At 67.6% G+C, this 21,667-nt stretch carries 25 protein-coding genes and 3 tRNA genes; 14 read left to right on the top strand and 14 right to left on the bottom strand.

The features are described from left to right. Positions 1–4: 4 nt before the first annotated feature. From ACFLIM_RS35050 to ACFLIM_RS35040, 3 genes are all read right to left on the bottom strand, one after another. Complete coding sequence (locus tag ACFLIM_RS35050; protein ID WP_393172662.1) at positions 5–2,521, bottom strand: glycoside hydrolase family 97 catalytic domain-containing protein; 2,517 nt, start codon at positions 2,519–2,521, stop codon at positions 5–7. Positions 2,522–2,634: 113 nt separating this feature from the next. Next, positions 2,635–5,142, bottom strand: coding sequence for a glycoside hydrolase family 97 catalytic domain-containing protein (locus ACFLIM_RS35045; RefSeq protein ID WP_393172661.1), 2,508 nt, complete (start codon positions 5,140–5,142; stop codon positions 2,635–2,637). Positions 5,143–5,924: 782 nt separating this feature from the next. Further along, positions 5,925–6,014 (bottom strand) — tRNA-OTHER (locus ACFLIM_RS35040). A gap of 226 nt (positions 6,015–6,240) precedes the next feature. Here ACFLIM_RS35040 and rpsO point away from each other — a divergent pair. Further along, positions 6,241–6,510: a 30S ribosomal protein S15 gene (gene rpsO, locus ACFLIM_RS35035; protein ID WP_393172660.1), complete on the top strand. Its 270-nt coding sequence runs from the start codon at positions 6,241–6,243 to the stop codon at positions 6,508–6,510. Between the two features lie 53 nt (positions 6,511–6,563). Here rpsO and ACFLIM_RS35030 read toward each other — a convergent pair whose 3' ends face one another. Together ACFLIM_RS35030 and ACFLIM_RS35025 are read right to left on the bottom strand one after the other, a co-directional pair. Then, entirely contained in the window at positions 6,564–7,400 is an 837-nt protein-coding gene (locus ACFLIM_RS35030) for an NmrA family NAD(P)-binding protein (protein ID WP_393172659.1), read from the bottom strand. Next, positions 7,397–7,717 (bottom strand): nuclear transport factor 2 family protein, encoded by a 321-nt coding sequence (locus ACFLIM_RS35025; protein WP_393172776.1) that lies wholly within the window; start codon positions 7,715–7,717, stop codon positions 7,397–7,399. The genes ACFLIM_RS35030 and ACFLIM_RS35025 overlap by 4 nt, the downstream gene beginning before the upstream one ends. Before the next feature lie 66 nt (positions 7,718–7,783). Between ACFLIM_RS35025 and ACFLIM_RS35020 the strand changes: the two genes are divergently transcribed. Next, positions 7,784–8,245 (top strand): TetR/AcrR family transcriptional regulator, encoded by a 462-nt coding sequence (locus ACFLIM_RS35020; protein ID WP_393172775.1) that lies wholly within the window; start codon positions 7,784–7,786, stop codon positions 8,243–8,245. Between the two features lie 184 nt (positions 8,246–8,429). On the opposite strand, the gene ACFLIM_RS35015 is transcribed toward ACFLIM_RS35020, so the two are convergent. After that, complete coding sequence (locus tag ACFLIM_RS35015; RefSeq protein WP_393172658.1) at positions 8,430–8,873, bottom strand: hypothetical protein; 444 nt, start codon at positions 8,871–8,873, stop codon at positions 8,430–8,432. A gap of 110 nt (positions 8,874–8,983) precedes the next feature. On the opposite strand from ACFLIM_RS35015, the gene ACFLIM_RS35010 reads away from it, so the two are divergent. Together ACFLIM_RS35010 and ACFLIM_RS35005 are read left to right on the top strand one after the other, a co-directional pair. Then, positions 8,984–9,697 carry a TetR/AcrR family transcriptional regulator gene (locus ACFLIM_RS35010; protein WP_393172657.1) on the top strand — a complete coding sequence of 238 codons (714 nt, stop codon included), beginning with the start codon at positions 8,984–8,986 and terminating at the stop codon, positions 9,695–9,697. A gap of 398 nt (positions 9,698–10,095) precedes the next feature. Beyond that, on the top strand, positions 10,096–10,227 hold the full coding sequence (locus ACFLIM_RS35005; RefSeq protein WP_393172656.1) for an integrase: 132 nt from the start codon (positions 10,096–10,098) through the stop codon (positions 10,225–10,227). A gap of 116 nt (positions 10,228–10,343) precedes the next feature. On the opposite strand, the gene ACFLIM_RS35000 is transcribed toward ACFLIM_RS35005, so the two are convergent. The 3 genes from ACFLIM_RS35000 to ACFLIM_RS34990 form a co-directional block, all read right to left on the bottom strand. Next, a tRNA-Arg gene (locus ACFLIM_RS35000) sits at positions 10,344–10,416 on the bottom strand. 57 nt (positions 10,417–10,473) lie between these two features. Beyond that, positions 10,474–10,698: a hypothetical protein gene (locus tag ACFLIM_RS34995; protein ID WP_393172655.1), complete on the bottom strand. Its 225-nt coding sequence runs from the start codon at positions 10,696–10,698 to the stop codon at positions 10,474–10,476. Then, on the bottom strand, positions 10,656–11,018 hold the full coding sequence (locus ACFLIM_RS34990) for a hypothetical protein (RefSeq protein WP_393172654.1): 363 nt from the start codon (positions 11,016–11,018) through the stop codon (positions 10,656–10,658). Before ACFLIM_RS34990 ends, ACFLIM_RS34995 begins: the two co-directional genes overlap by 43 nt. Before the next feature lie 234 nt (positions 11,019–11,252). Between ACFLIM_RS34990 and ACFLIM_RS34985 the strand changes: the two genes are divergently transcribed. From ACFLIM_RS34985 to ACFLIM_RS34965, 5 genes are all read left to right on the top strand, one after another. Beyond that, positions 11,253–11,573: a hypothetical protein gene (locus tag ACFLIM_RS34985; protein WP_393172653.1), complete on the top strand. Its 321-nt coding sequence runs from the start codon at positions 11,253–11,255 to the stop codon at positions 11,571–11,573. Positions 11,574–11,960: 387 nt separating this feature from the next. After that, positions 11,961–12,236, top strand: coding sequence for a hypothetical protein (locus tag ACFLIM_RS34980; protein ID WP_393172652.1), 276 nt, complete (start codon positions 11,961–11,963; stop codon positions 12,234–12,236). A gap of 1 nt (position 12,237) precedes the next feature. Continuing rightward, positions 12,238–12,969 (top strand): prolipoprotein diacylglyceryl transferase, encoded by a 732-nt coding sequence (locus tag ACFLIM_RS34975; protein WP_393172651.1) that lies wholly within the window; start codon positions 12,238–12,240, stop codon positions 12,967–12,969. Continuing rightward, positions 12,966–14,510 (top strand): radical SAM protein, encoded by a 1,545-nt coding sequence (locus tag ACFLIM_RS34970; protein WP_393172650.1) that lies wholly within the window; start codon positions 12,966–12,968, stop codon positions 14,508–14,510. The genes ACFLIM_RS34975 and ACFLIM_RS34970 overlap by 4 nt, the downstream gene beginning before the upstream one ends. Further along, on the top strand, positions 14,507–14,755 hold the full coding sequence (locus ACFLIM_RS34965; protein WP_393172649.1) for a hypothetical protein: 249 nt from the start codon (positions 14,507–14,509) through the stop codon (positions 14,753–14,755). Before ACFLIM_RS34970 ends, ACFLIM_RS34965 begins: the two co-directional genes overlap by 4 nt. 3 nt (positions 14,756–14,758) lie before the next feature. On the opposite strand, the gene ACFLIM_RS34960 is transcribed toward ACFLIM_RS34965, so the two are convergent. Beyond that, positions 14,759–15,217, bottom strand: coding sequence for a MaoC family dehydratase (locus ACFLIM_RS34960; protein WP_393172648.1), 459 nt, complete (start codon positions 15,215–15,217; stop codon positions 14,759–14,761). Between the two features lie 76 nt (positions 15,218–15,293). Between ACFLIM_RS34960 and ACFLIM_RS34955 the strand changes: the two genes are divergently transcribed. Both ACFLIM_RS34955 and ACFLIM_RS34950 read left to right on the top strand, forming a co-directional pair. Beyond that, positions 15,294–15,437 (top strand): hypothetical protein, encoded by a 144-nt coding sequence (locus tag ACFLIM_RS34955; RefSeq protein ID WP_393172647.1) that lies wholly within the window; start codon positions 15,294–15,296, stop codon positions 15,435–15,437. A 171-nt stretch (positions 15,438–15,608) separates the two neighbouring features. Then, positions 15,609–16,790, top strand: a complete 1,182-nt coding sequence (locus ACFLIM_RS34950) for an AAA family ATPase (RefSeq protein ID WP_393172646.1) — start codon at positions 15,609–15,611, stop codon at positions 16,788–16,790. 104 nt (positions 16,791–16,894) lie between these two features. Here ACFLIM_RS34950 and ACFLIM_RS34945 read toward each other — a convergent pair whose 3' ends face one another. After that, complete coding sequence (locus ACFLIM_RS34945; protein ID WP_393172645.1) at positions 16,895–17,686, bottom strand: MauE/DoxX family redox-associated membrane protein; 792 nt, start codon at positions 17,684–17,686, stop codon at positions 16,895–16,897. Positions 17,687–17,691: 5 nt separating this feature from the next. Beyond that, positions 17,692–18,639, bottom strand: a complete 948-nt coding sequence (locus tag ACFLIM_RS34940; RefSeq protein WP_393172644.1) for a hypothetical protein — start codon at positions 18,637–18,639, stop codon at positions 17,692–17,694. A 216-nt stretch (positions 18,640–18,855) separates the two neighbouring features. Here ACFLIM_RS34940 and ACFLIM_RS34935 point away from each other — a divergent pair, with 216 nt between their 5' ends. Continuing rightward, entirely contained in the window at positions 18,856–19,353 is a 498-nt protein-coding gene (locus ACFLIM_RS34935; protein WP_393172643.1) for a SigE family RNA polymerase sigma factor, read from the top strand. On the opposite strand, the gene ACFLIM_RS34930 is transcribed toward ACFLIM_RS34935, so the two are convergent. Next, a complete protein-coding gene (locus ACFLIM_RS34930; RefSeq protein ID WP_393172774.1) occupies positions 19,310–19,795 on the bottom strand; it encodes a MarR family winged helix-turn-helix transcriptional regulator in 486 nt (161 codons plus the stop codon). The two genes, ACFLIM_RS34935 and ACFLIM_RS34930, sit on opposite strands and share 44 nt — an antisense overlap. 103 nt (positions 19,796–19,898) lie before the next feature. Here ACFLIM_RS34930 and ACFLIM_RS34925 point away from each other — a divergent pair, with 103 nt between their 5' ends. Together ACFLIM_RS34925 and ACFLIM_RS34920 are read left to right on the top strand one after the other, a co-directional pair. Further along, entirely contained in the window at positions 19,899–20,459 is a 561-nt protein-coding gene (locus tag ACFLIM_RS34925; RefSeq protein ID WP_393172642.1) for a YceI family protein, read from the top strand. Between the two features lie 176 nt (positions 20,460–20,635). After that, a tRNA-Ser gene (locus tag ACFLIM_RS34920) sits at positions 20,636–20,724 on the top strand. Between the two features lie 84 nt (positions 20,725–20,808). On the opposite strand, the gene ACFLIM_RS34915 is transcribed toward ACFLIM_RS34920, so the two are convergent. Then, complete coding sequence (locus ACFLIM_RS34915; RefSeq protein ID WP_393172641.1) at positions 20,809–21,165, bottom strand: tyrosine-type recombinase/integrase; 357 nt, start codon at positions 21,163–21,165, stop codon at positions 20,809–20,811. Positions 21,166–21,667 lie beyond the last annotated feature (502 nt).

Genomic DNA, 21,667 nt, shown 5'->3' with positions numbered 1-21,667 from the left:
GGGGTTAGCGGTTGACGGATGTGACGTGGACGGTGGTGTCGACCCAGTCGACGTGCACGCCGACGTCGTCGGGACCGGCGGCTTCGCTGCGCAGGCACAGCGTACGGACCCCCTGGATCCCCAGGTTGAAGGTGGTGACGGGCTTGCCCGCCGAGACGACGGCGGCGTAGATCTCGCGGTCGTCCGCGAGGACGCTGACCCTGGCGCGGCCGGTGGACTCGTCGTCGACGCCGACCGCGCCGGTGCACAGCTCGGCGCGCCCGCCCAGGTGGAAGCGGGCCTCGGAGTACGGTGCCGTGCCGAGGCCGCGCTCGAACTCCTGTCCGGCCACGCGCATCGGCCCGCCGTCGCCGGGATTGCCCGCGCCGTTCGACTGGTCGCGCTCGACGGGACCGTCCTCATTGACGAACGCGATCATCGGCAGCTCCGACATCGTGTACTCGCCGGGCGTCAGAGGGCACACGATGCGCGCGTGCGCGACGACGGGGACCACGCCGTCGCCGTCTCGCTCGACCGTCACGATGCCGAGCCGCCCGGGGCGCAGCGCTGGTCCGGGGCGGACGGCCCAGCCGGTCTCGGTGACACGGTCGGCGGTCCAGCCTGCCGGTAGGCGCAACCGGGCGTCGGTGTCCGTCGTGATCACCGCGGTCCCGTCCGCGCCGAGCTCGGCGATGGGCGGGTGCACCGCGGGGGCGCGATGGTGCGGCCGGGGTACGGCGCGGAAGACGTCCGCGCCCGCCGGTGCCACGATGGCGGCGAAACCTCCGTCGCGGGCCACGGCGACGTCGATGGCGTCCGTGGCGATCGTGGTCGTCTCCGTGAGGCCGGCCGTCGGCTCGCCGGGTGCCGGAAAGGCGTCGCCGACGATCCACACCTGGGCGTCCGGCCCCGCTCCGAGCCGGTCCAGCGGCACGTGGATCACGCGCGCGTCACCGGCGGCGACCCCGCCCAGGAACCACCGGTCGCCGGCGCGGCGGCCGATGACCGCGTGCGTGTCGGGGTCGCCCGCCAGCAGCACCGTCTCGTCCCAGACCGGTGCCAGCTCCGCGAGGAACCGGGCCGCGGGCGGACGCGCCGCGTAGGCGTCGACATGATCGGCGAAGTGGGTGATCCCGCATTCGAACGCCACCGAGAGCCCCAGCTCATGGCCGTCACTGGTCGTGCGGCCGGCTGCGCCGAAGGCGACCGGTGTGGCGTCCATCGCCCCGACGATGTTGCGGGTGAAGGGCTGGATGACGTTGTGGGAGGCGGTGAGCGCCTGGTTCTCGAAGAACACGTAATATTCGGCGCCGCGGATCGCCTCGTAGCCGATCACCTGAGGGAACGTGCGCATCCAGCCGCGCGGGATGACCGAGCCGTGGAAGTTCACCATGAGGCCGAGCCGTGCGGATTCGGCAAGGATCGTGTCGTACCAGCGATAACGATCCTTCGACTCCGACTCCATGAAGTCGACCTTGATCCCGGCCACGCCCCAGGAGCGCCACAGCGCCAGCTTGCGCAGGTCCTCCGGGCTGTTGAGATCGCGCCAGATGGTCCACAGATGCACCTGGATTCCGCGGCGGCTCGCATAGGCGACGATCTCCGGTACCCAGGTCTCCTCCCAGCCGCAGTCGATGAGCAGGTGCTCCCAGCCGAGGTCGGCGGCGACGTCGACGAAGTGCTGCTGCTTGGCCAGTTGCGCGCCCGAGTAGAAGTCGGACCACCACGACCAGGCCGCGCGACCGGGGCGCACCCAGGTCGCATCCGCCAGCTCGGGCGCGACGGCCGGCGCCAGTTCCTCGACGAACAGCGAGGACACGAGCTCGGCGAGGGTTCCGACGAGGAAGACGCGCCACGGCGTCACGACGCCGCGGGCGACCTCGACGGCGTCGTCGGCGAGGGTGAAGCGCAGCGTCCGGCCGCCTTGCGGCTCCGGCTCGCCCGCTCGCACGTACGCGCCGGCGAAGCGGCCGTCGATCCCGGATTCGGTGATCAGGAGATGCGTCGTCTCGTCGAGGCGGGTGAGGAAGGGGAGTCCGTACGCGCCGCTCGCCAGTTCGGCGGTGTCCACGCCGAAGCGGGGGGTCTCGTACCAGGTCTGGTAGTCGAGGACCCAGCTTCGCGACCCGGCGGGAAGTGTGACGGCGGTGCGATCCCCCGTGACACGGGCGGTGCCGTCCAACGAGGGCAGAGCGTAGCGGATCGCCACGCCGTCGCGCCCGACGCGCAGGATGACCTGCCACTCGACCCCGCCGGCCGCGCGGAACGTGTGCACGCTCTCGTGGTGCTCGTAGTCGTGGTCGCCGGCGGACTTGCCGGAGCGCAAAGTGAACCGGTCTCGAACCGTGCGGTGCGAGACGTGCACGAGCTCCGCGTCCGTGCCCAGTTGGGTGCCGTCGATCGAGAATCCGAGCGGAACTCGCTCGAGGTGCGTCTCGTCGTCACGAGTTACGGTCAACTGCACGCCCACGTCCGTGTTACGGATCCAGGCGTTCACCGCGCCCACGCTCGTCGTCCGGCGGGGGCGTACATCGTCGCTCAACACGTTCTCCATCGGCTGCCGTCGGGTTGTTCACGTGGGGATTTCTTAGTTGGGTGAGGGACGATCCGGCAATTCGGAGCAGGGCCGGGGCACACTCGCCCCGGCCCCTGAGCTCACATCACCACGTCGAGCGAGTCGACCGTCACCCCCGCCCCGGACGCCTCCTTGATCAGTACGGTGTTCGCGCCGGCGTTCAGGGGGAGCCCGACGGTCGCGGTGGCGGGGGTGTCGTTGCCGCCCGTCGCGTGCAGCGGGACCGTGACCGGCGTGCCGCCGTTGACCGCGACCTTGATCGACGCGGCGGCGGACGACGCATAGTGGATCCGCACCGTCTTGTTGCCTGCGGAGATGGCCTGGAACGGCACCGAGAGCGAGCCGGCCGCCAGACCGGACACCCCGTTGCCGCCCGAGCATCCCGAACATCCGTCCAGGGCGGCGCCGCCCGCGCGCGTGTTCGCCGCCGCCTCGGCCTCGACCGTGCGTGAGATCGTCAGCGCGTCGATGTCCGGCGCGTAGGCGCCCGCGTTCAGGAACGTGATGGTGTTCGCGCCGGCGTTGAGCGGCACGTCGAGCGACCACTTGCCGACGTGCTCCCAGCCGCCGGAGTCCTTGACGTTCTCCGTCGCGATGGTGGTGCCGTTGACCTGGACCTGGACCGACCGCGGGTCGCCCGAGGTGTAGGTGAAGGTCAGCTTGTGCGTGCCCGCGGTCGCGGCCGTCACGCCGTTGAACCGCACCGAGCCGCCGGATCCGAGGTTGCCCACCTTCTGACCGCCCGAACAGCCCTTGCACGCCTGGACGCCGGCGGCGCCGCCCCGGGTGTTGGAGGCGCTCTCCGCCTCGTACCGACTGTCACCGGTGCCGACCATCGCGAGGGGCGTCTTCGAGATGTGCACCGAGACGCCTCCGGTGGCGATCATCGGCAGCGAGAGCGTGGTCGCGCTCGTGACGGTCTGGGTCGACATGGTGAGCCGGCCCGAGGCGTCGTCGGAGAAGATCGTCGCGGTGTGGTCACCGGAGCCGAGGAACGACAGCGGAACCGAGGCGGTCCTGGCCGGCGACGTCATCGCGCCGACGAACCAGTCGTCGCCGGACCGGCGCGCGACCGTGACATGGTCGCCGGGGAACCCCTCGATGACCTTCGTCTCGTCCCACACCGTCGGGATCGCCCGCATCAGGTGACGACCGGCCCACTGCTCGTAGGCCGCGGCCGAGTCGGCGTAGTTGACCATCGCGGAGGTGAAGACGATCGCCTGGGCCAGGGAGTGACCCTGGGTGAGAATCGACGCGTTCTCCGAGATCATCGTCGGCGTGTAGTCCATCCCGCCGAGCATGTTGCGGATGAAGGGGTACGTCACGTCCTGGCGAGCGGTCGTGGGCGGCGGATACAGGTAGTGCTCGGTGCCGGCGACCGCCTCCGAGGTCACCACCCACGGCCAGGTGCGGTTCTCACCGCCCGGCTTGGTGCTGCCATGGAAATTGAGCATCATCTGGTGGTTCGCCGCCGCCTGGCCGATCGACTGGTACCAGCTCATCGACTCCTGCGAGTCGCTGAGGAAGAAGTCCACCTTGAGGCCGTCGATGCCGTAGCCCTTGTGCTCGGCCATCAGGGCCTCGGCGTCGGCCGGGTCGGCGAACGGCTCGGCGTTGACCCAGGCGAACATCTTCACGCCGCGTTGCCTGGCGTAGGCCGCGATCGCCGGCAGGTCCGTCGTGCGGTTGTAGCAGCAGTCCATGGTCACGTACTCGAAGCCCATGGCCTCGGCGAAGTCGACGTACTCCTTCTGCTTGTCGAGATCGCTCGCGCTGTCCCCGTCCGCGTACCAGGACCATGCCGCACGTCCCGGGCGGACCCAGGATGCGTTCACCGACGCCGGCGGGTTGAGGTTCTGCACCAGATCGGAGTTGTAGAGCGTGTCGAGGTCCCCCGCGATGATCGCCGCGCGCCAGGGCGTCTGGAAGGGATACGTCGCCGGGATCGGGAACGCCTGATCAGGCGTCCGCTTGAGGTTCAGCAGCCCGTCATTCGCCCCGCTGCCCTTCAGCAGGGACGGCACGTAGGAGGCGTTCGAGTTCACCACCTGTGCCTCGGTGATGACGGTGAAGTAGGCGTTGTTGTCGATCGACGCCAGCAGCGGCATCGTGAGCTCCGTGCCGGAGTTCAGCTGGGACGCGTTCCGATAGGTGTAGTCCTGCTCGTAGTTCTGGTTCCACGGGGCCGCCCAGCCGCCGGTCGTCGTGGGCAGGCGAAATCCACTGGTCTCATCCGTGATCGACACCGGCCCGCTTCCCGGCAACCGGTACCGGTAGGCGATGCCGTCGTCGTAGGCGCGAATCACCAGCTCCAGCGTCTGCCCGCTCTTCGCGTACCGCAGGATCAGCTCGTTGGCATGATCGCGATTCGATGGCTTGGTCCCCGCCGGCAACGAGTAGGTGGTGTCGATCGTGGCACGCGCCTCGCTGACATAGCTCAGTCCGGACCGCAGATCGACCGTCGAGGTGGCGATGCCCAGGGGGGAGTCGCCGAAGACCGATGTGGTGCCCGCGGTCACCGCGAACGTCAGGGCACCTGCCGTCTGCTCGGTGACGGTGAAAGTGAGCTGTCCGTTGGGTGAGCTCACGCTGCGAGTAGTGAGCGCGAACGCGGGGGGCGCTGCGAGAAGAGACACGAACATCCCGAGCACAGCCACGACGACTAATAGGGCTGGACGTCGCTTTCTTGTCCTTCGCGACACGTCGCCTCCAGTTGAGCGTGATGGACTGGACTTCACTAGACAGATACACGTGGGTGAGGCAAAACTATGGGCCCCGCTGAGCGCGGCCGGAATGGTGGAACCGTTGGATCGGCTGGACATTCCGACTGCGTCGGCGAAGGTCTCCGACGGCTTGGCGGAAGTCCGAACAGCAGCACTGATCGGTCGGGCGTAGGCCACTGGGCGGCTGGCCGGACTCGCCCACGCGCGCGCACTGCTCTGCCGGACGGCGGCCCGCCTTGGATGGCGCCGTCCCACACTCCGACTTTCCGCTGATCGAGCTCGACGCTGCCAGTGTCCGGAGCGTCATACCGAACCCCGTCACCCGGTGCAGCGGCTTGGCCGTCTCCGGCGCTGAGCTTGCCTTCCTCGATCAACACCGAGCCGACGGCAGCTTCCGTTGGGAGATCCGCAGGGCCCGCCGACAGTCCGGAGCCGTCACCGAGACGGATCGTGAGCACCTATTGCTGCCAGACGACCGGCACCCCACCGGCTGGGCACGGGGGAAGATCGGCAGAGATGGGACGCTGTGGCTGTACGAAGACGGGGATCCACAGCGTTGGTACCGCTATGAGGTGGACGGTTAAACGGTCGTGACTAACACGAAGGCCCGCTCCAGAGAATCCCTGGTGGCGGGCCTTTCGTATGTGCGCGGCCGACAGGAGTCGAACCCGTAACCTTCTGAGATCGGTAGTACAGCCCGGACGGATAAATCAGTTGCGCTTTGCGCATCGACCAGCCAAGGATCGACACAACGGTACGGCGAGCAGAACCGCCGGCCGCCTTTCTGGATCGTGTCGCGGTACGGGAGGAGAACCAGCATGTTTACCGACTCTGATCAATGCAGCAGAGAAAACCCTGGTCAGCGTGAACATGCCCGCCCGGCCCCGCGGCCCTGACACTTCCGGCCCCGCTGCGGCGGCCTGACTGCGCGCGCTGACCGACCTCCAGAGATCAAGGGAGATCATGGCGCTCGAAGACGCGCGCAAGAAAGCGATCATTGCGGAGTACGCAACCTTCGAAGGTGACACCGGTTCACCTGAAGTGCAGATCGCGCTATTGACCCATCGGATCGCCGACATCACCGCGCATCTGCGCACCCACCAGCTGGACCATCACAGCCGTCGCGGGTTGCAGATGCTCAACGGTCGTCGGCGGCGACTGCTGAAGTACCTACGCAGAACCGACATCGAACGCTACCGACGCCTCATCCAGCGGCTCGGCCTGCGCCGATGACACCCGTGCCGGGGAAAACGACCGCAACACCGCTTCCCCCGGCACATCCTTCATCACATCTCCTTTTCAAGGAAGGCGCGGAAGGTGCGCGGGGGTCGACCGGTGAGGCGCTGGACGGCGTCGGTGAGGCGGTCCTCGGCTCCCTCGGCGATGGCGTGGTCCATGCCGGCCAGCATCGCGGCGAACTCCGGCGGCATCAGCGCCGTGAGGCGATCGCGCATTTGCTCGTAGGAAAGACGGTGGTGGACCACAGGCCGCCCGGTGACCTCGGTGATGATCGCGGCGACGTCGTCGTAGCTCAGTGCCTCCGGTCCGGTGAGGACGAGATCGGTGTTGGGGGCGTGTTCGTCGGTGAGGGCGTGTACGGCGGCGGCCGCGATGTCCTCGGCGTCAATGAAGCCGACACGGCCGCTGCCGGTGGCGGTCAGGATGGTGCCGTTTTCGCGGATGCCGAGGGCGTGGACGTGTGTGCCGGTGAAGTTCTGCATGAACCAGGAGGGTCGCAGCACCGCCCACTGCTCGAACAGGCCGGGCAGGGCCTGGTGCACCCTTCCCACCGCTGGGCCGCCCTCGGGTATGGCCGAGGAGCTGAGGAGCACAGCGCGGCGTACGCCGACGGCGCGGGCCTCCTGGAGGAACGGCAGCATGACCGCTGCCGGGTCGGCGTCGCCCAGTGGTGGTGTGAGGTAGATGCCATCGACTCCGTCAAGGGCGGCGACGTGGGTGGCAGGGTCGTACCAGTCGAATCGGACCGGCTCCGCGCCAGAGACCGGGGCGGCGTGACGGCTGGCCGCCTTGACGCGGTGGCCGAGGGCTGTCAGCTGCGTGGCGGTGCGGCCGCCGGTGGTGCCGGTGGCGCCGATGACCAAAACGGTGTCGGCGGCGGTCACTGGGCGCTCCCGGCGAAGCCGACGCCGGGTTCGAGAACGGCGAGGGGGTTCCAGTAGTCGCGGTAAGAGGTGACATGCCCGTCCTGGACGGTCACCACGGCGATGTAGGTCATGTCGAAGGGGTTGCCGGTCTCCACCAGGCGTCCGACGCCGCGCATCTCGACCACGATGGTCTCCGGGTCGGTGGTCTGGTGGATCCGCACCTCAGGGAAGTCGTGCAGGTCGATGTGGTCGGGATAGTGGCGCATGTAGGCCGCGATGGCCTCCTTGCCTGTCAAACGCCCCGGCCACCCCTGAGGGGCGAAGGGGAACTCCAGGATGCCGTCCTCGGCCCAGAGGCTGACCCAGGCGGGAATGTCCTTGTCCAGCAGCAGTCGCAGGCTGTGGCCGGCGTTGGCAAAGGAACGCTCTTTCGCGCCTTCGGTGACCGCACCGGACTGATCCGCGCACTGTACGCGGCACGGCTCGAACCGATCATGGAAGTCGTCGAAGCGGGTCCGCCGCCCCTGGGGCCCGCCACTCCGCCGCTTCAGCGCATACCCGCACTGCTCGACGCCGTCCTGTGCTTCAAGCTCGACAACCGCCCTCTCGCGCTGGCCCTGGAGGAAACCGGGAACAGCAGCCCTTACCAGGCAGAGCATTACGAGCGGTGGCACAGCCTGCTCCAAGCCGTGCTGGAGCAGATTCCGGGTCTGACCGACAGCGACTTCACCGCCCATGCACTGCTCGCCGCCACCCGAGCCGACCTCGTCGAACACCTGGCCGGTCAAGAGCGCGTGCCACGCGAAAGAATGCAGGCGCAGCTGGCGAGCTTCACCGCCAAAGTGATCGCCTCTGAGGACTGACCAGGGGTCAGGCGGGCCATCGGACGGCGCCCGAGTCCGGGTACGTGGTGGATCAACGCTCTGTGGGTGCCGCACGCTGGTCCTCTGGTACGGACCGCGGAAGGGCGCCTACGCGGCATGGCCCTTTCTGGTCGATGTCATGGCCATGATGGTCACAGACCTGCAGCGTGATTTCCAGCGCGCGTCAGCTGGTTGCGCCGGCGGGCTGGGTGGGGGCTGGGGTGGGCAGGGTGGTGCGCCAGCTGTACCAGCCGCGGCACAGCACGTACGCGGGGATGGTCGTCACCACGAGGCCGAGGTCGATGAGGCTGGCCGTCTGTGCCTCGGGCACGGCGCCGATCGCGAAGGCCCAGATGGTGACCGGGATCTTCTGGAGCAGGATGAGTTCCCAGAGGCCGGGGTGTCTGCGCGGCCGGAGAGCCAGCATGGCCCACATGCCGGCGAAGACGAGGTAGCCGAACGTCCGCCATCCCTCGACCATTAAGCGGTCGTCGGACGCGTTGATCATGTTCATGACCCCGCCTGTGAACGCGACGAGGGTCGCGACCGCGTCGATGGCCATCAGCGCGCGTCCGGTCCGGTCCGCCCAGGGGGCGGGGCTGGCGAGGGTGGCGGTTTTGACGGTCATGGTGGCTCCTTGTCCGGGTGGTGCCGATTGAGTTACGATCATTAACTTTTGTTACTGAACTTGACTGTAGCGTCGGATCGTAGTGCACGCAATGGGGCTACACTCCCTTCATGGCTACAGACTCCGAACCCCTCACCCGCCGCGAACGGCTCCGGCGGCAGACGGTCGAGGAGATCAAGCAGCACGCCTTCGAGCTCGTCGACGAGGGCGGCGTGGACCACGTGTCGATCGCGTCCGTCGGCAAGGCCATGGGCATGACCCCGCCGGCGCTCTACCGCTACTTCCCCTCGCGCGAGGCGCTGCTGGACGCGCTGCTCATCGCCGCCTACGCCGACCTCGGCTCCACGGTCGCCGCAGCCGGGCGGGAAGGGCGGGAGGAGACGGGGCGGGAGAAGGCCGGGCAGGATGCCCCGGGCCGGGTCGCCCGCATCGCCCACGCCTACCGGCGCTGGGCCCTGGACCACCCGCGCCGGTACGCGATGCTGTTCAGCGACCGCTCGCCCGGCGCGCAGGACCCGCCGGAGGGCGTCATCGCGTTCAACCAGGGGATGCTCGCCCTGCTCGACGCCCTGGCGGAGATCGCGCCGCCGTCCTCTCCAGACGGCGCCTCGCAGGACGAGGCGCTGTTGCGGTGGGCGCAGGAGATCGGCGCGCCCCCGGGCATCTCCACGCGGGCGCTGCGGGTCGCTGTGCTCGGCTGGTCCCGCCTCCACGGGCTCGTCTCGCTCGAGATCTCCGGCGCCTTCGACAGCATGGGCATGGACGCCGGCCACCTGCTGGCCGCGGAGATCGAGACGGTGGTCGCCGCGGCCGGCGCCTGCTGAACGTCCCTCGTCAGGGGACGGTCAGCAGGCGCTCGTCCGGCCCGAGCGACGCCCCGTCGATGACGGTGATGATCGCCGGCACGCACGCGTCACCGAGACGAGCAGCTCATACACATCCGCCACAACAGGATGATGGCGGCGGCAGATACGCCTTCTGATGAGCATGTGGATCATGCCCGAGGGCGCGCGACACAACCTGCTGCGCGCCACCGGCTGCCTGGCCGGAGCCTTCCACGCCAAAGCACGCGGAGCCACCCTGCGCCGTCACCTGATCTGCGTGCCCGCCCGCCTGTCTCGGCACGGCCGCGGCCCCCTCATCCTGCACCTGCCCCAGCACTGGCGCTGGCTGCTCGCCTGGCAAAGCCTCTTCGCGACCGTCCACGCTCCTCCTGGCGGGCGTGCCCGTCCACGTCGTCGCGGCCTGCCTCGGTCATGCCGACCCGTCGATCACGCTCCGCGTGTACGCCCACGTGATCCGTACGGCGGAAGCGTCGGCGGCGGATGTCTTCACCCAGGCGATCGGCGAGTAGTGGGAGCCACCCGGGAGCCACGCTGTTAGCCAAGGTGTTAGCAAGATCCCGATGTTGTCCTGACAAACATAAAGGCCCGCTCCAGGGAATCCCTGGTGGCGGGCCTTTTGTATGTGCGCGGCCGACAGGAGTCGAACCCGTAACCTTCTGATCCGTAGTCAGATGCTCTATCCATTGAGCTACGGCCGCTCGCTGCGTAGACAAGCATAGCGGGTTCCGGCGACTGCCTCGAACCAGATACGGCAATCATGAGCTCGTCGGCTCGGTCTTGCGCGGCCACAGGGTGTAGCTGAGGGGCCACAGGACGGCGATCAGGGAGACCTTGAGGAGGCCGGTCATGAAGTCCATCAGGGGCTGGGTGCGGCTGGGGTCGGCGACGAGCCAGGTCAGGGTGAACAGGAGGCCGCAGGTTATGGCGTAGGCCAGGACTATGCGGAGCCAGAGCGCCCACTCGTAGCGGGCGCGGGGCATGCCCCCGCCGGGGGCTTCCATGGTGGTGGGCCGTCGGCGAAGCGGTGGTGGAACTTGGCGTCCGCCCAGCGGATCGTGCGGTGGCCGAAGACGATCGAGTAGGCCAGGTACGCCGCCGCCAGACCGTGCGTGAAGTTCGCCGTGGTTCCGCTCCTCATGTCCATTGCGGCGGTCGCCAGGAGGATGACGTCCAGGAACGGGATGGCGATCAGGAGGGCGGTGCTGATTTTGCGGTGGTTCCAGAGGTAGCGGGTGGCCAGGGCCAGGACGAGAAGGAGCCAGAAGGCGATCTCGCAGGCGATGAGGGTAGCGACAATCACGTATTTCAGTTTTGGGCTCGTTTGGGGCCGGCACATCGTCAGTGGAACCGAGCCTGTGGATACATCGAAAGGTGTATCCACAGGCTCGTCTCTCGCAGGAGGGAGCAGTGGCCGGGTGGTGGTGGGATAGGGGACATGAAACGGGCGGCGTTGTGGGCTGGGGTGGCCTTCGCGATGGGGGTGCAGGCGGCGATTTACTACTCAGAGGGGTCATAGAGCCGTAGTGTGAGCGCCGTGAGCATTCCGCCTCCGCCTTCGTCCGAACCGCCTCGTCAGACCGGGGTCGTTGTTGGGCTGGCGTTCGTCGGGGTCTTCGGGTATCTGTTCGTCAATGTGGTCGTGGGACTCGTTGCTTTGAGCTTGGAGTCCACGGTGGCGATCGGGGTGGGGGCCGGGGTTCTGGCGCTGCTGGGCATCGGTGCTGGGCTGGTGTTCGTGTTCCTGCGGAAGTCTTGGTCGCTGGGGTTGGGGCTGGGGTTGATGATCGGGTGGGCGCTGGCGTCGATCGTCTCGGCCGGATACTGCACGGGGCTCAATCCGGAGATGTACACCTAGATGGACCAGATGGGCGGGTTGTCGCAGGTATTGATCGGACGTCAATTGCCGGCTCCTAGGCTGATCGCGACTAGGGGGTAAGCCGCGCTAATGACCACACCGCCGTCTTCGTCATCGCAGGAGCCGGACGATTCGGGAGAGGTGCCGCCGTCTCAAGGGGCGTCCGGATCGGGGTCGTCGGGTTATGGGCAACCGTCGGGTTATGGGCAACCGTCGTCCGGGCAGCCGCCCCACAGGCAGTCGCCGTACGGACAGTGGTCCTCCGGGCCTCAAGGGCAACCGCCGTACGGCGAGCCGCCGTACGGCCCGTCATTCGGGCAAGCCGGGTACGGGCCACCGCCACCCCCTTCATCCAGTGGTGGTTCCGTAGGAGTGCTCATTGGGTTGATGTTCGCCGGTCTGGCCCTCTACAGCGTCGTCAATAGCGTGATCGGGTTCTTCATCTTCTTCGCCGCATTGGACAACAATGGCGCCAACACGCCCTACGTCATAGCCGGCACAGCCGTGCTCGCTCTCATCGGCCTGGGCGTGGGCATCGGGCTCAACCTCATCCGTAAACCCTGGTCGAGGGGCCTGGGGCTGGGCCTGATGATCGGATGGGCTCTGTGGTCGATCCTGTCCGCCGGCTTCTGCACCGGGCTCAACCCGGGCCTGTACGCCTGACATGCCCTACCACGAGATATTCGTCGGCCTGGGGGTGTTCGTGGCCTCCGTCGTCTTCGTACGGGAAGCGAGAGGGCGGGGTGCGCTCAACGAGCAGTCGCTGATCGCCGTCACCGGAGCCCTGGTCGGGGGCGCCATCGGGATGCGGCTGGCGGGATGGCTGGAAACGCTCGACCTGCAGGACCTCTGGCTGTACGGCTCCCGCAGCATCCTCGGCGGCCTGACCGGCGCGTACGTCGGAGTGCTCGTGGCCAAGAAGATCATCGGGTACAAGGAGCGGACCGGAGACCTGTTCGCCCCGGCGGTGGCACTCGGGATGGCGGTGGGCAGGATCGGGTGCCATCTGACCGAGGCGCCCGGGCGGCCCACCGACCTGCCGTGGGGCGTGCATGCACCGCCGACGACCCCAGAATGCCCAGGTTGTCTCACCGGCCAGGCCATGCATCCGTCGTTCATCTACGAGATCATCTTTCAGCTGGCCGCGTTCGGCGCGCTGCTGTGGGCGCGCAAGCGGCTCACCCAACCCGGCGAGTCGTTCACGCTCTACCTCGCGGGATACGCCGTCTTCCGCTTCCTCGTCGAGTTCACCAGGGCGAACGAGACGGTATGGCTTGATCTGACCAGGCCCCAATGGTTCCTGATCCCCGGGTTGTTACTGCTCGCGCTGAGGCTCGGGTACGGGTGGCGGCGCGGCTACTACGATCCCCTTTTCGAGCGGAAGGTCATGACATGAGCACAGGGATGGGTCTGCGGGGTGACCGCATCCTCAGGTACGTCAACGCGTTCTGCCCCCACTGCCACGGCCAGGACCTCGACCAGGTCGAGCGGCTGAGCGGCTATCTGGCGGAACGCGACGGCCAGGTATGGCTGGAACGCGGCTGCCGCAAACACGGCCTTATCAGGACGTTGTACGACGAAGACCCAGAAATCCTGAAATATCTCGAAGAATGGACCGCCCCGACAAAACAGCACATACCCGATATGTCCGGGAACTTTCGGCCAGTCCCCGAGGCCTACCTCCACGGCCTCCCCGAGCTGCAGACCCAGCACACCTGCATTCTCCTCGAAGACATCGCCGAAGCCTGCAACCTCCGCTGCCCCACCTGCTTCGCCGACAGCTCACCGGACCTGACCGGCATCGTCCCCGTGCCGGACGTCCTCGCGAACGTCGACCAGCGCCTCAAGAGGGAGAACGGCAAGCTCGACGTCCTCATGCTCAGCGGCGGCGAGCCCACACTCCACCCCGAGCTCAAAACCCTCCTCACCGAGCTCGAACAACGCCCGATCACCCGCATCCTGATCAACACCAACGGCGTCCTCATAGCCAGGGACGACTCCCTGCTCGACCTCCTCACCGAGCACCGGGAGCGGGTCGAGGTCTACCTCCAGTACGACGGCTCGGCGGAAGCCTCGAAACACCACCGAGGCGGCGACCTGACCCGCATCAAGGCGCAGGCCGTACAGCGCCTGTCCGAACGCGAGATCTTCACCACCCTCGTCATGACGGCCGCGCTGGACGTCAACGACGGCGAGATCGGCGACGTCGTACGCCTCGCGCTCGACACCCCGTACGTCGGAGGCGTGTCCCTGCAGCCCCAGTTCGGCTCGGGCAGGTCGGGCACCATCGACCCCACGAACAGGCTCACCCACACCGGCGTGCTCAAACGCCTCGGCCCGCAGACCGGCGGCCTGGTGACCTGGCACGACCTCACCGCCCTGCCCTGCTCCCACCCCCACTGCTGCTCGGTCGGCTACCTCATCCGCGACGACGCCCGCCAGTGGCGCTCGCTCACCGCGCTGATCGGCCACGACCGCCTCAAGGAGAACCTGGGCCTGGTCTCCAACCGCATCGCCGACACCGAGATCCCGCGCGAGCTGCGGCAGGCCGTACAGGAGTCCCTGCTCGGGCTGCTGTCCGAGCAGTCGTCGCTGTCGCACCCGCAGATCGGTGACCTGTGGCGCGACATCTGCGAGAACTGCGACCTGGGCATTTCCACCCTCCTCACCCTGGCCTCGTCGGCCCTGCCGGGCAGGCGGAAGAAGCTGCGCAGGATGCTGGGGGAGCGGGTCGTGCGCATCACGGTCAAGCCGTTCATGGACATCTCGACCATGATCGAGGAGCGGCTCACGCAGTGTTGCGTGCACGTGGGCACGCGAGCCGAGCAGGACCAGTGCGCGCCGTTCTGCGCGGTGCAGGCCTGGCCGCAGCTCTCCAGGCAACGCCTGTCGGCCGTGGCCGCGCAACCCCGATCGCCGTTCGAGGTGGCCCTGTGAGAACCGAGAGGAAAGCCGAGCCGTACGACCCGCTCCGGTTGTGCGTATACGCGACCGTCGCGTTGCTGGCCTGGCTGCTCGGCCCATGGGCGGTGCTCGGGTTCGCGGTGCTGGGTTTCGCGGGCTACTGGAGGGCGCGCCGAGCCGGGCTGACCCGAAGCAAATGCCTGCTCAGGGACACCCGGCTCGTACTGGCCTATCTCGGGCTCATCGCGCTGGCCGCGATCGCGGCGATCGTCCTGTAACCGCTACTCGGCCGGAACGTACAGGCTGAGCGTCTCCGCGACGCAGGCGGGCCGCTTCTCGCCCTCGATCTCGATCGTCATCTTCAGGTTGGACAGGTAACCGGCCGGCGTCCCCTTGACGTCCGTGAGCTCGCCCACAGCCCTGACCCGTGCCCCGACCAGCACCGGCCGGGGAAAGCGGACCTTGTTCAGGCCGTAGTTGACCCCCATCGCGATGCCTTCGACCTTGACCATCTCGAACATGAACGACGGCAGCAGCGACAGGCTCAGATAACCGTGGGCGATCGTGCCCCCGAACGGCCCCTCCTTGGCCCGCTCCACGTCCACGTGGATCCACTGGTGGTCACTGGTGGCGTCGGCGAAGAGGTTGACCTGTTCCTGGGTGACGGTGCGCCACTCGGTCGGGCCGAACGTCTCGCCGACGGCCGCCTTGAGCTCCTGAACGTTCGCGAAGGTCCGCATAGCCCCGAACGCTATTGCGCGGGCGGGACGGCTGCCAAGTTCAGCACCCTGAACGTGCCGCGCTTGCCCCCAGTAGATGATCGTGCTGGGTTCGGAGGGCGTGCCGATGCCGATCCAGCTGCCCGCCTCGTCGATCGTGACCGATTTCGAACTCCACACCACAGAGACGCTCGAGAGGGCCCGCCTGTTGCAAAGATCTTTACTCGAAACCATCGCATAGGTGTTCGAGTCCGCGCTACAGTTCTAGGTAACGAAATCGAACATGGGTTCGGCCTGGTGAGAGGGGGTGTGTCCGGTGACGGTGCTCGCGACCGCCCCTGCTCGGACACGCCGTAGCACTTTCTTCCCAAATCTAAGACGGCCGCTATATCCGGCAATAAAGTCCGAGAGCGTGGACCCTGTGCGCAATCCCTACGCCCCCGGCGCCGGGCAGCGCCCGCCGGAGCTGGCCGGGCGCGACCGTGAGCTGCAGCAGTTCGAGGTCGTGCTGGAGCGAGTGGCCCGCGGTCGCCCCGAGCGCAGCATGGTCGTCACCGGCCTGCGGGGAGTCGGCAAGACCGTCCTGCTCAACACGTTCAAGTCGATGGCCATGCAGCGGCTGTGGGGCACGGGCAAGATCGAGGCCCGGCCCGACCAGTCGATCAGGCGGCCCGTGGCCGCGGCCCTGCACATGGCGATCCGCGAGCTGGCCCCGCGGCACCGCGCGCCCGAGCGCATCGAGGAGTTCCTCGGGGTGCTCAAGGCGTTCGCCATGCGCGATCCCAAGGCGGCCAAGGGCACCTCGCACTGGTCGCCCGGCATCGAGGTGCCCGCCAGCCGCGGGCGCGCCGACTCGGGCGACCTGGAGATCGACCTCACCGAGTTGTTCGTCGACGCGGCCGGCGTGGCCACCGACCTGGCCGTGGGCATCGCGCTGTTCATCGACGAGATGCAGGACGTGCAGGCCGCCGACGTCTCCGCGCTCTGCGCCGCCTGCCACGAGTTGTCGCAGACGGGCGGGCCGCTGATCGTGGTGGGGGCCGGGCTGCCGCACCTGCCGAGCGTGTTGTCGGCCAGCAAGAGCTATTCCGAGCGGCTCTTCCGCTACGCGCGCATCGACAAGCTCGACCGGGACGCCGCCGATCTCGCGCTGATCCTGCCGGCGCGGGGGGAAGAGGTGGAGTTCACCCAGGAGGCCCTCGACGCGCTCTACGAGGCGGCCGACGGTTATCCCTATTTCGTGCAGGCCTACGGCAAGGTCGCCTGGGACCTGGCGCCGCGCACCCCGATCACCATCGAAGACGTCAAGGTCTCCGCGCCGGAGGCCGAGGAGGAGCTCGCGGTCGGGTTCTTCGGCAGCCGCTACGAGCGGGCCACCCCGGCCGAGCGCGACTACATGCACGCCATGGCGCAGATCGGCGACGAGCCGGTCGCCACCGCCGAGGTGGCCGACTCCCTCGGGCGAAAGCCGTCCAGCCTCTCGCCCGCCCGCGACAGCCTCATCAAGAAAGGGCTCATCTACAGCGCCGAACGCGGCCTGATCGCGTTCACGGTGCCGCACTTCGGGAAGTTCCTGCGCGCTCAACCGATCTGAGCGGCACCCCCTAGTCCTCTATTGGGCTGTCTAGTGGGGAAGCTAGACAGCCCAATAGAGCTATATCGCCATGCCTGTCGAGCGGAATCTAACGCTCTATAGCGTCAGGCCGATACTGGCGTATATTCCGGCAGAGAGTCGCTGTCCGCCGCGCTCACCACGGCCATCCGCACCGCCGGGCGCCGCCCGCTCAGATAGACGGCGAAGACGACGTCGTCCAGGTCGTGGTTCCGGAAGGCGAAGAAACGCCAGCACAACTCGCGCCAGCTGTCGTACGGCTCGGCCGAGGTGAGCTCGTCCTGCTGGGCCCGCCAGGCGCCGCTCGACCTGAGTCTGGCCAGGGTGATCGACTCGGCAGGGCCGGGCCGCTGCTCGCAGGGGGCGCGGAACCGTACCCGGTCGATCATTTCCTCGATCTCCGGCGACAACACGGCGAGCACGGCCACGCCGGCGGCCATGAGCCACGACGGCTCGATCATGGCCGCCCACCCCGGGACCGGCGACCATACCGACAATCCGGCCATCACGGTCAGCGCCACGGTCCTGCCGATCGAACGCAGCCCGACGGGCGCCGAGCTCACCTCGCCGAAGCAGCCGCACCCCGCGTCCGGCCGCCGCCTGCGCAGCTCGACCAGCACGTACGTGGACAGCGCGAAGAACGCGACCGTACCCCACCTGAAGAGCGGATGAGTCGTGAGCAGCAACCCCGCGGCCAGCCCCAGCTCACCGGCGGCGCAGATCAGCAGCGCGGGGGCCTGCATGCGCCCGGGCACCAGCACCGCGGGCCCCAGCCTGGACAGCGAGCCTGGCTCACCTCCGGACCGCACCGTGATCACCTTGGCTACCGTGCCCATGGAGAGCAGCACGATCAGGAGCGGGAGCTGCGATTCCAGCACGCGTGTCACCCCAATCCGATCTGAGCGTTGAAGCACCCTTTGACCAAGTCGCCGCCGAGCTCCACATACGAGAACGGCGACAACTCCGTGATCCGCCCGCGCGGCGACGTGTCGCATTCGACGCAGCGATCACAGAACCGCCCGGCCACGCACCCGCAGGCCACCACCGGCACGTTGGCGGAGCGATGCGAGCAGAGGTTCCGGATCTGGAGCAACGACCCGACGGCGAGGTACGGCAGGCCCGTGCACGAAGCCCCGGCCTCCGGGCAACCGGTGTCGGTACGCTCCAGCATCGGGTAGGCCGCCCCCCGCTCTTCCTCGTCGAACGTGTCCGACCACGTGGCGGTCCCGGAGATCCGCGACTGCACTCCGGCGTACGCGGGCGGCGGTGCGGGCACGGCGCGTGCCGGGTAGGGCGGCTGCGAGGTCGCGGGCAGCAGCGCCAGCCCGGCCCCGTCCTGCCTGATCCCGATCGCGTCGAACAGGTAACCGGGCTCGAACTTCGGATGCCGCACCTGCAACCGCCCCGACGCCCGGTAGGGGATGACGATCGTACGGTGACCCCGGTGCGGCCCGCAGTCGAGCTCGACGGTCAGGTCTTTACGTCCTTGAATCGAGAGGATCGTCCCGGTGATGCGGGTGGTGTCGGCCCAGATCCGTTCGATCACGCGGCCTTCGTGCAGGGCCCGCATCATGACCATGGAACCCACGGGCAGATCGGCGGGGGCGACGTCCGCGCCGTGCCAGGCGGTGGCCCATGGCGCGATCACGAGCCGTTCCTCGGTGCCGCCGGGGGTCTCGATGATGATGAGATGCGGGCTGACGTCCAGGATCTCACCGGCGACGGCGCGCAAAGGTTCGCCGTTGTCCGGGTCAGGGCCGGGAACGCCGGATTCGCGGCCGAGCGCGGCCGCGGCGAGCACCCGGCGGCGCACAACGCTCGGATAGCCCATCCGCCCTCCCTCGTCAGGTACTAGATTCACATGACTTGGGGGTGGCTCACACCGTAGTGGCGCAGACGAGAGCAAAATACGCATCCCTGGGGAAGGGAGTAGACACCCGGCGTCGAAGAAACCGCCACCGACCTTGACTGACCTTTATCCTCGGCGGACCGAAACCTGAATTCTGGTTCAGGCTCAATAGGGCATCAAGCTGCGATTCTGGCCACGATGCACTGGGAAGACGAGTTCCACGACTATGTGAGGGCCCGCGGGCCCTCGCTGCTGCGTGCGGCTCATCAGCTCACGGGACACCCGCTGGACGCGGAGGACCTGCTGCAGAACGCGCTGACCAAGACGTACCTGGCCTGGGACCGCATCGAGGACCGCGGCGCGCTGGACGGCTACGTGCGGCGGGCGATGGTCAACATCAACATCTCGCAGTGGCGCCGGCGCAAGCTGGAGGAGTATCCGTCCGATGAGCTGCCTGAGACTCCACCCGAGCCGGTATCCGTCGGCGACGTGCACGAGCTGCTCGAACAGGCGCTGAACGAGCTGCCGGAGCGCATGCGGGCCGCGATCGTGCTGCGCTATTACGAGGACATGACCGAGCCGGAGATCGCCAGGACGCTCGGGATCAGCGTCGGCACGGTCAAGAGCACGGTGTCACGCGCGATGGCCAAGCTCAGGAGCGCGCTGGGGCTTCCGTCTCGACAGCCCCCGCCGTAGCGCACGGGCGTACGACGCCTCTGATCTTGCGCAGGGTGGTCAGGAACGCGTCCAGCTCGCTCTCCCCGAGCAGGCCGGTGAAGCAGTCGTCGATGTCCTGCAGGTGCTGGGGCAGCACGGTCTCCAGCCGCTCGCGTCCGGCTTCGGTGAGCACGGCGTACGAGGCCCTGCGGTCGGTTGAGCACGCCTCCCGCTGCACCAGCCCTTCGCGTTCGAGCCGGTCGACGACCCTGGTGACGCCGCTGGTCGAGAGCCCGGTCTGGGCCGCCAGATCGCTCATCCGCAGCCGCTGGCCGGGGGAGCGGGCCAGCCGGATGGCGGTCTCGAAGTCGATCTCCGACAACCCCGCGGCGCCGAGCACCGGCTGGAACGTGGCCATCAGCCCAGCGTGCACCTCGCTCAGCAGCCCGACAGCCGTCAGCCGGGAGTCGTCAAAGTTCATCACGCTCATACCTTAGCCGACGATAGTTGACTTGCGGAATATTCCTCGTGTAGACATTTGTTGCCGCAGACATCCGCACGACAGTCTTCTTAGGAGAACCCCGATGACCACCCGTACCTGGGAGTCCCTGACCCTCCCCGCCGCCGGCACTTACAACCTGGACGTAGCCCACACCCGCATCGGTTTCGTGGTCAAGCACATGATGGTCAGCAAGGTCCGCGGCCAATTCGACGCCTTCACCGGCTCGGTCACGGTGGCCGCCAACCCGCTGGAGTCGACCGCCGAGCTCACGATCCAGACGGAGAGCATCACCACCGGCGTTCCGGACCGTGACACCCACCTGCGCAGCGACGACTTCCTGTCCGTCGACAAGTACCCGACGGTCACCTTCCGGAGCACGCGCGTGACCGGCCACTCGGGCGACGAGTTCACCGTCGTCGGTGACCTGACGATCCGTGACGTCACCAAGGAAGTGGAGCTCACGGTCGAGTACGGGGGCGCCGGCAACAACCCCTGGGGCCAGGCGGTCTGGGGCTTCTCGATCACCACGGAGTTCGACCGCGAGGACTTCGGCCTGACCTGGAACCAGGCCCTGGAGACCGGTGGCGTCCTGGTGGGCAAGAAGGTCAAGATCGAGATCGAGGGCGAAGCGAACCCGGCGTAGCGTAGTCCGTGGTCGGAAGTTATCCACAACCCGCAAGCCCGCCCTGGCTCTGGGCGGGCTTCATCCACAGGCAGTTACCCACAGGCTGTTGATAACTCTTGGTGAAGGCGGGAGTGCAATCGCTTTGCCGCCTTGGCGGAAGGCCGGTACGCTGTGCTGAGCCGCGATGGCTTCCGGGAGGATTCGCCTAGTCAGGTCTATGGCGCCGCACTGCTAATGCGGTTTGGTGGCAACACCATCCGGGGTTCAAATCCCCGATCCTCCGCAGCTAGAAGGCCCTCACCCCAGTCTTGGGGGGAGGGCCTTTTGATCTTTGAGGGGTTCATAGTTGCAGGGCTAGTTGCAACGGCTACGGATTTCCCCAGAGTGCGGAGGCTAGGCGCTCGCCTGCGTCGCGCATGAGGGGCGTGGATACGTGGGTGTAGCGCTCGGTGGTGGTCACCCTCGTGTGACCGAGCACCTCCTGTACGACCCTGATGTTCACGCCCTGTTCGATGAGGAGAGTCGCGGCAGTGTGGCGGGCGTCGTGGACTCGTACGTCCCGGACTTCGGCCTGCTGGAGAATGGCTTTCCACAGCTTCCAGTCCTCGGTGCGCTCGATCGGCGTGCCGTGGCGGGTGGCGAACACCAGGTCGTGATGCTCCCAGCGGTCGCCGGCCTTCTCGCGCTCGGCGTCCTGGAGCTGGCGGTGTTCCTTGAGCTGCATGAGGAGCTCGGGCGGGCATTGGAGGGTCAGCTTGCTCCGGCCTTTGCGCTTACGGAAGACGATGCCGCCGCCCTTGCGTAGCGGGCACTTGTCGGCGTGGCCAGCGCAGTCCTTGAGGCAAGGGCGTTTGTAGCAGTTGTGCCCGGGGCTGGTGCATCCGGGCTTGCAGGTGGGCCGGTGCCTGTGAAGCTTGCATTTCTTGTGGCACGGCCAGCGGTGCCACTTCTCGCCGCACTTATGCGGGTCATCGCAGCCGTGCTGCCATTCCTGGCGTTGTACTTGAAACCAGGCGCGAATCTCACCCGTGTCCATGTCGATGTACGACCAGCGCAGGCCAAGAGCTTCCCCTTGCCGGATGCCGAGAGCGAGGGCTACTGGGGTGCCCCGATCTTTCCGGACACGGACCCAAGTAGGGTTTACGTGACACCCGGAAGGCAAGGTAGTGGCGAAGAGGCCGAGGCATTACTCTCCCGAATTGCGGGCCGAAGTCGTTAAGTACGTC

This window comes from Nonomuraea marmarensis (assembly GCF_043197025.1).
Classification (GTDB): Bacteria; Actinomycetota; Actinomycetes; order Streptosporangiales; family Streptosporangiaceae; genus Nonomuraea; species Nonomuraea marmarensis.
This window is presented reverse-complemented; position numbering and strand designations above follow the sequence as displayed.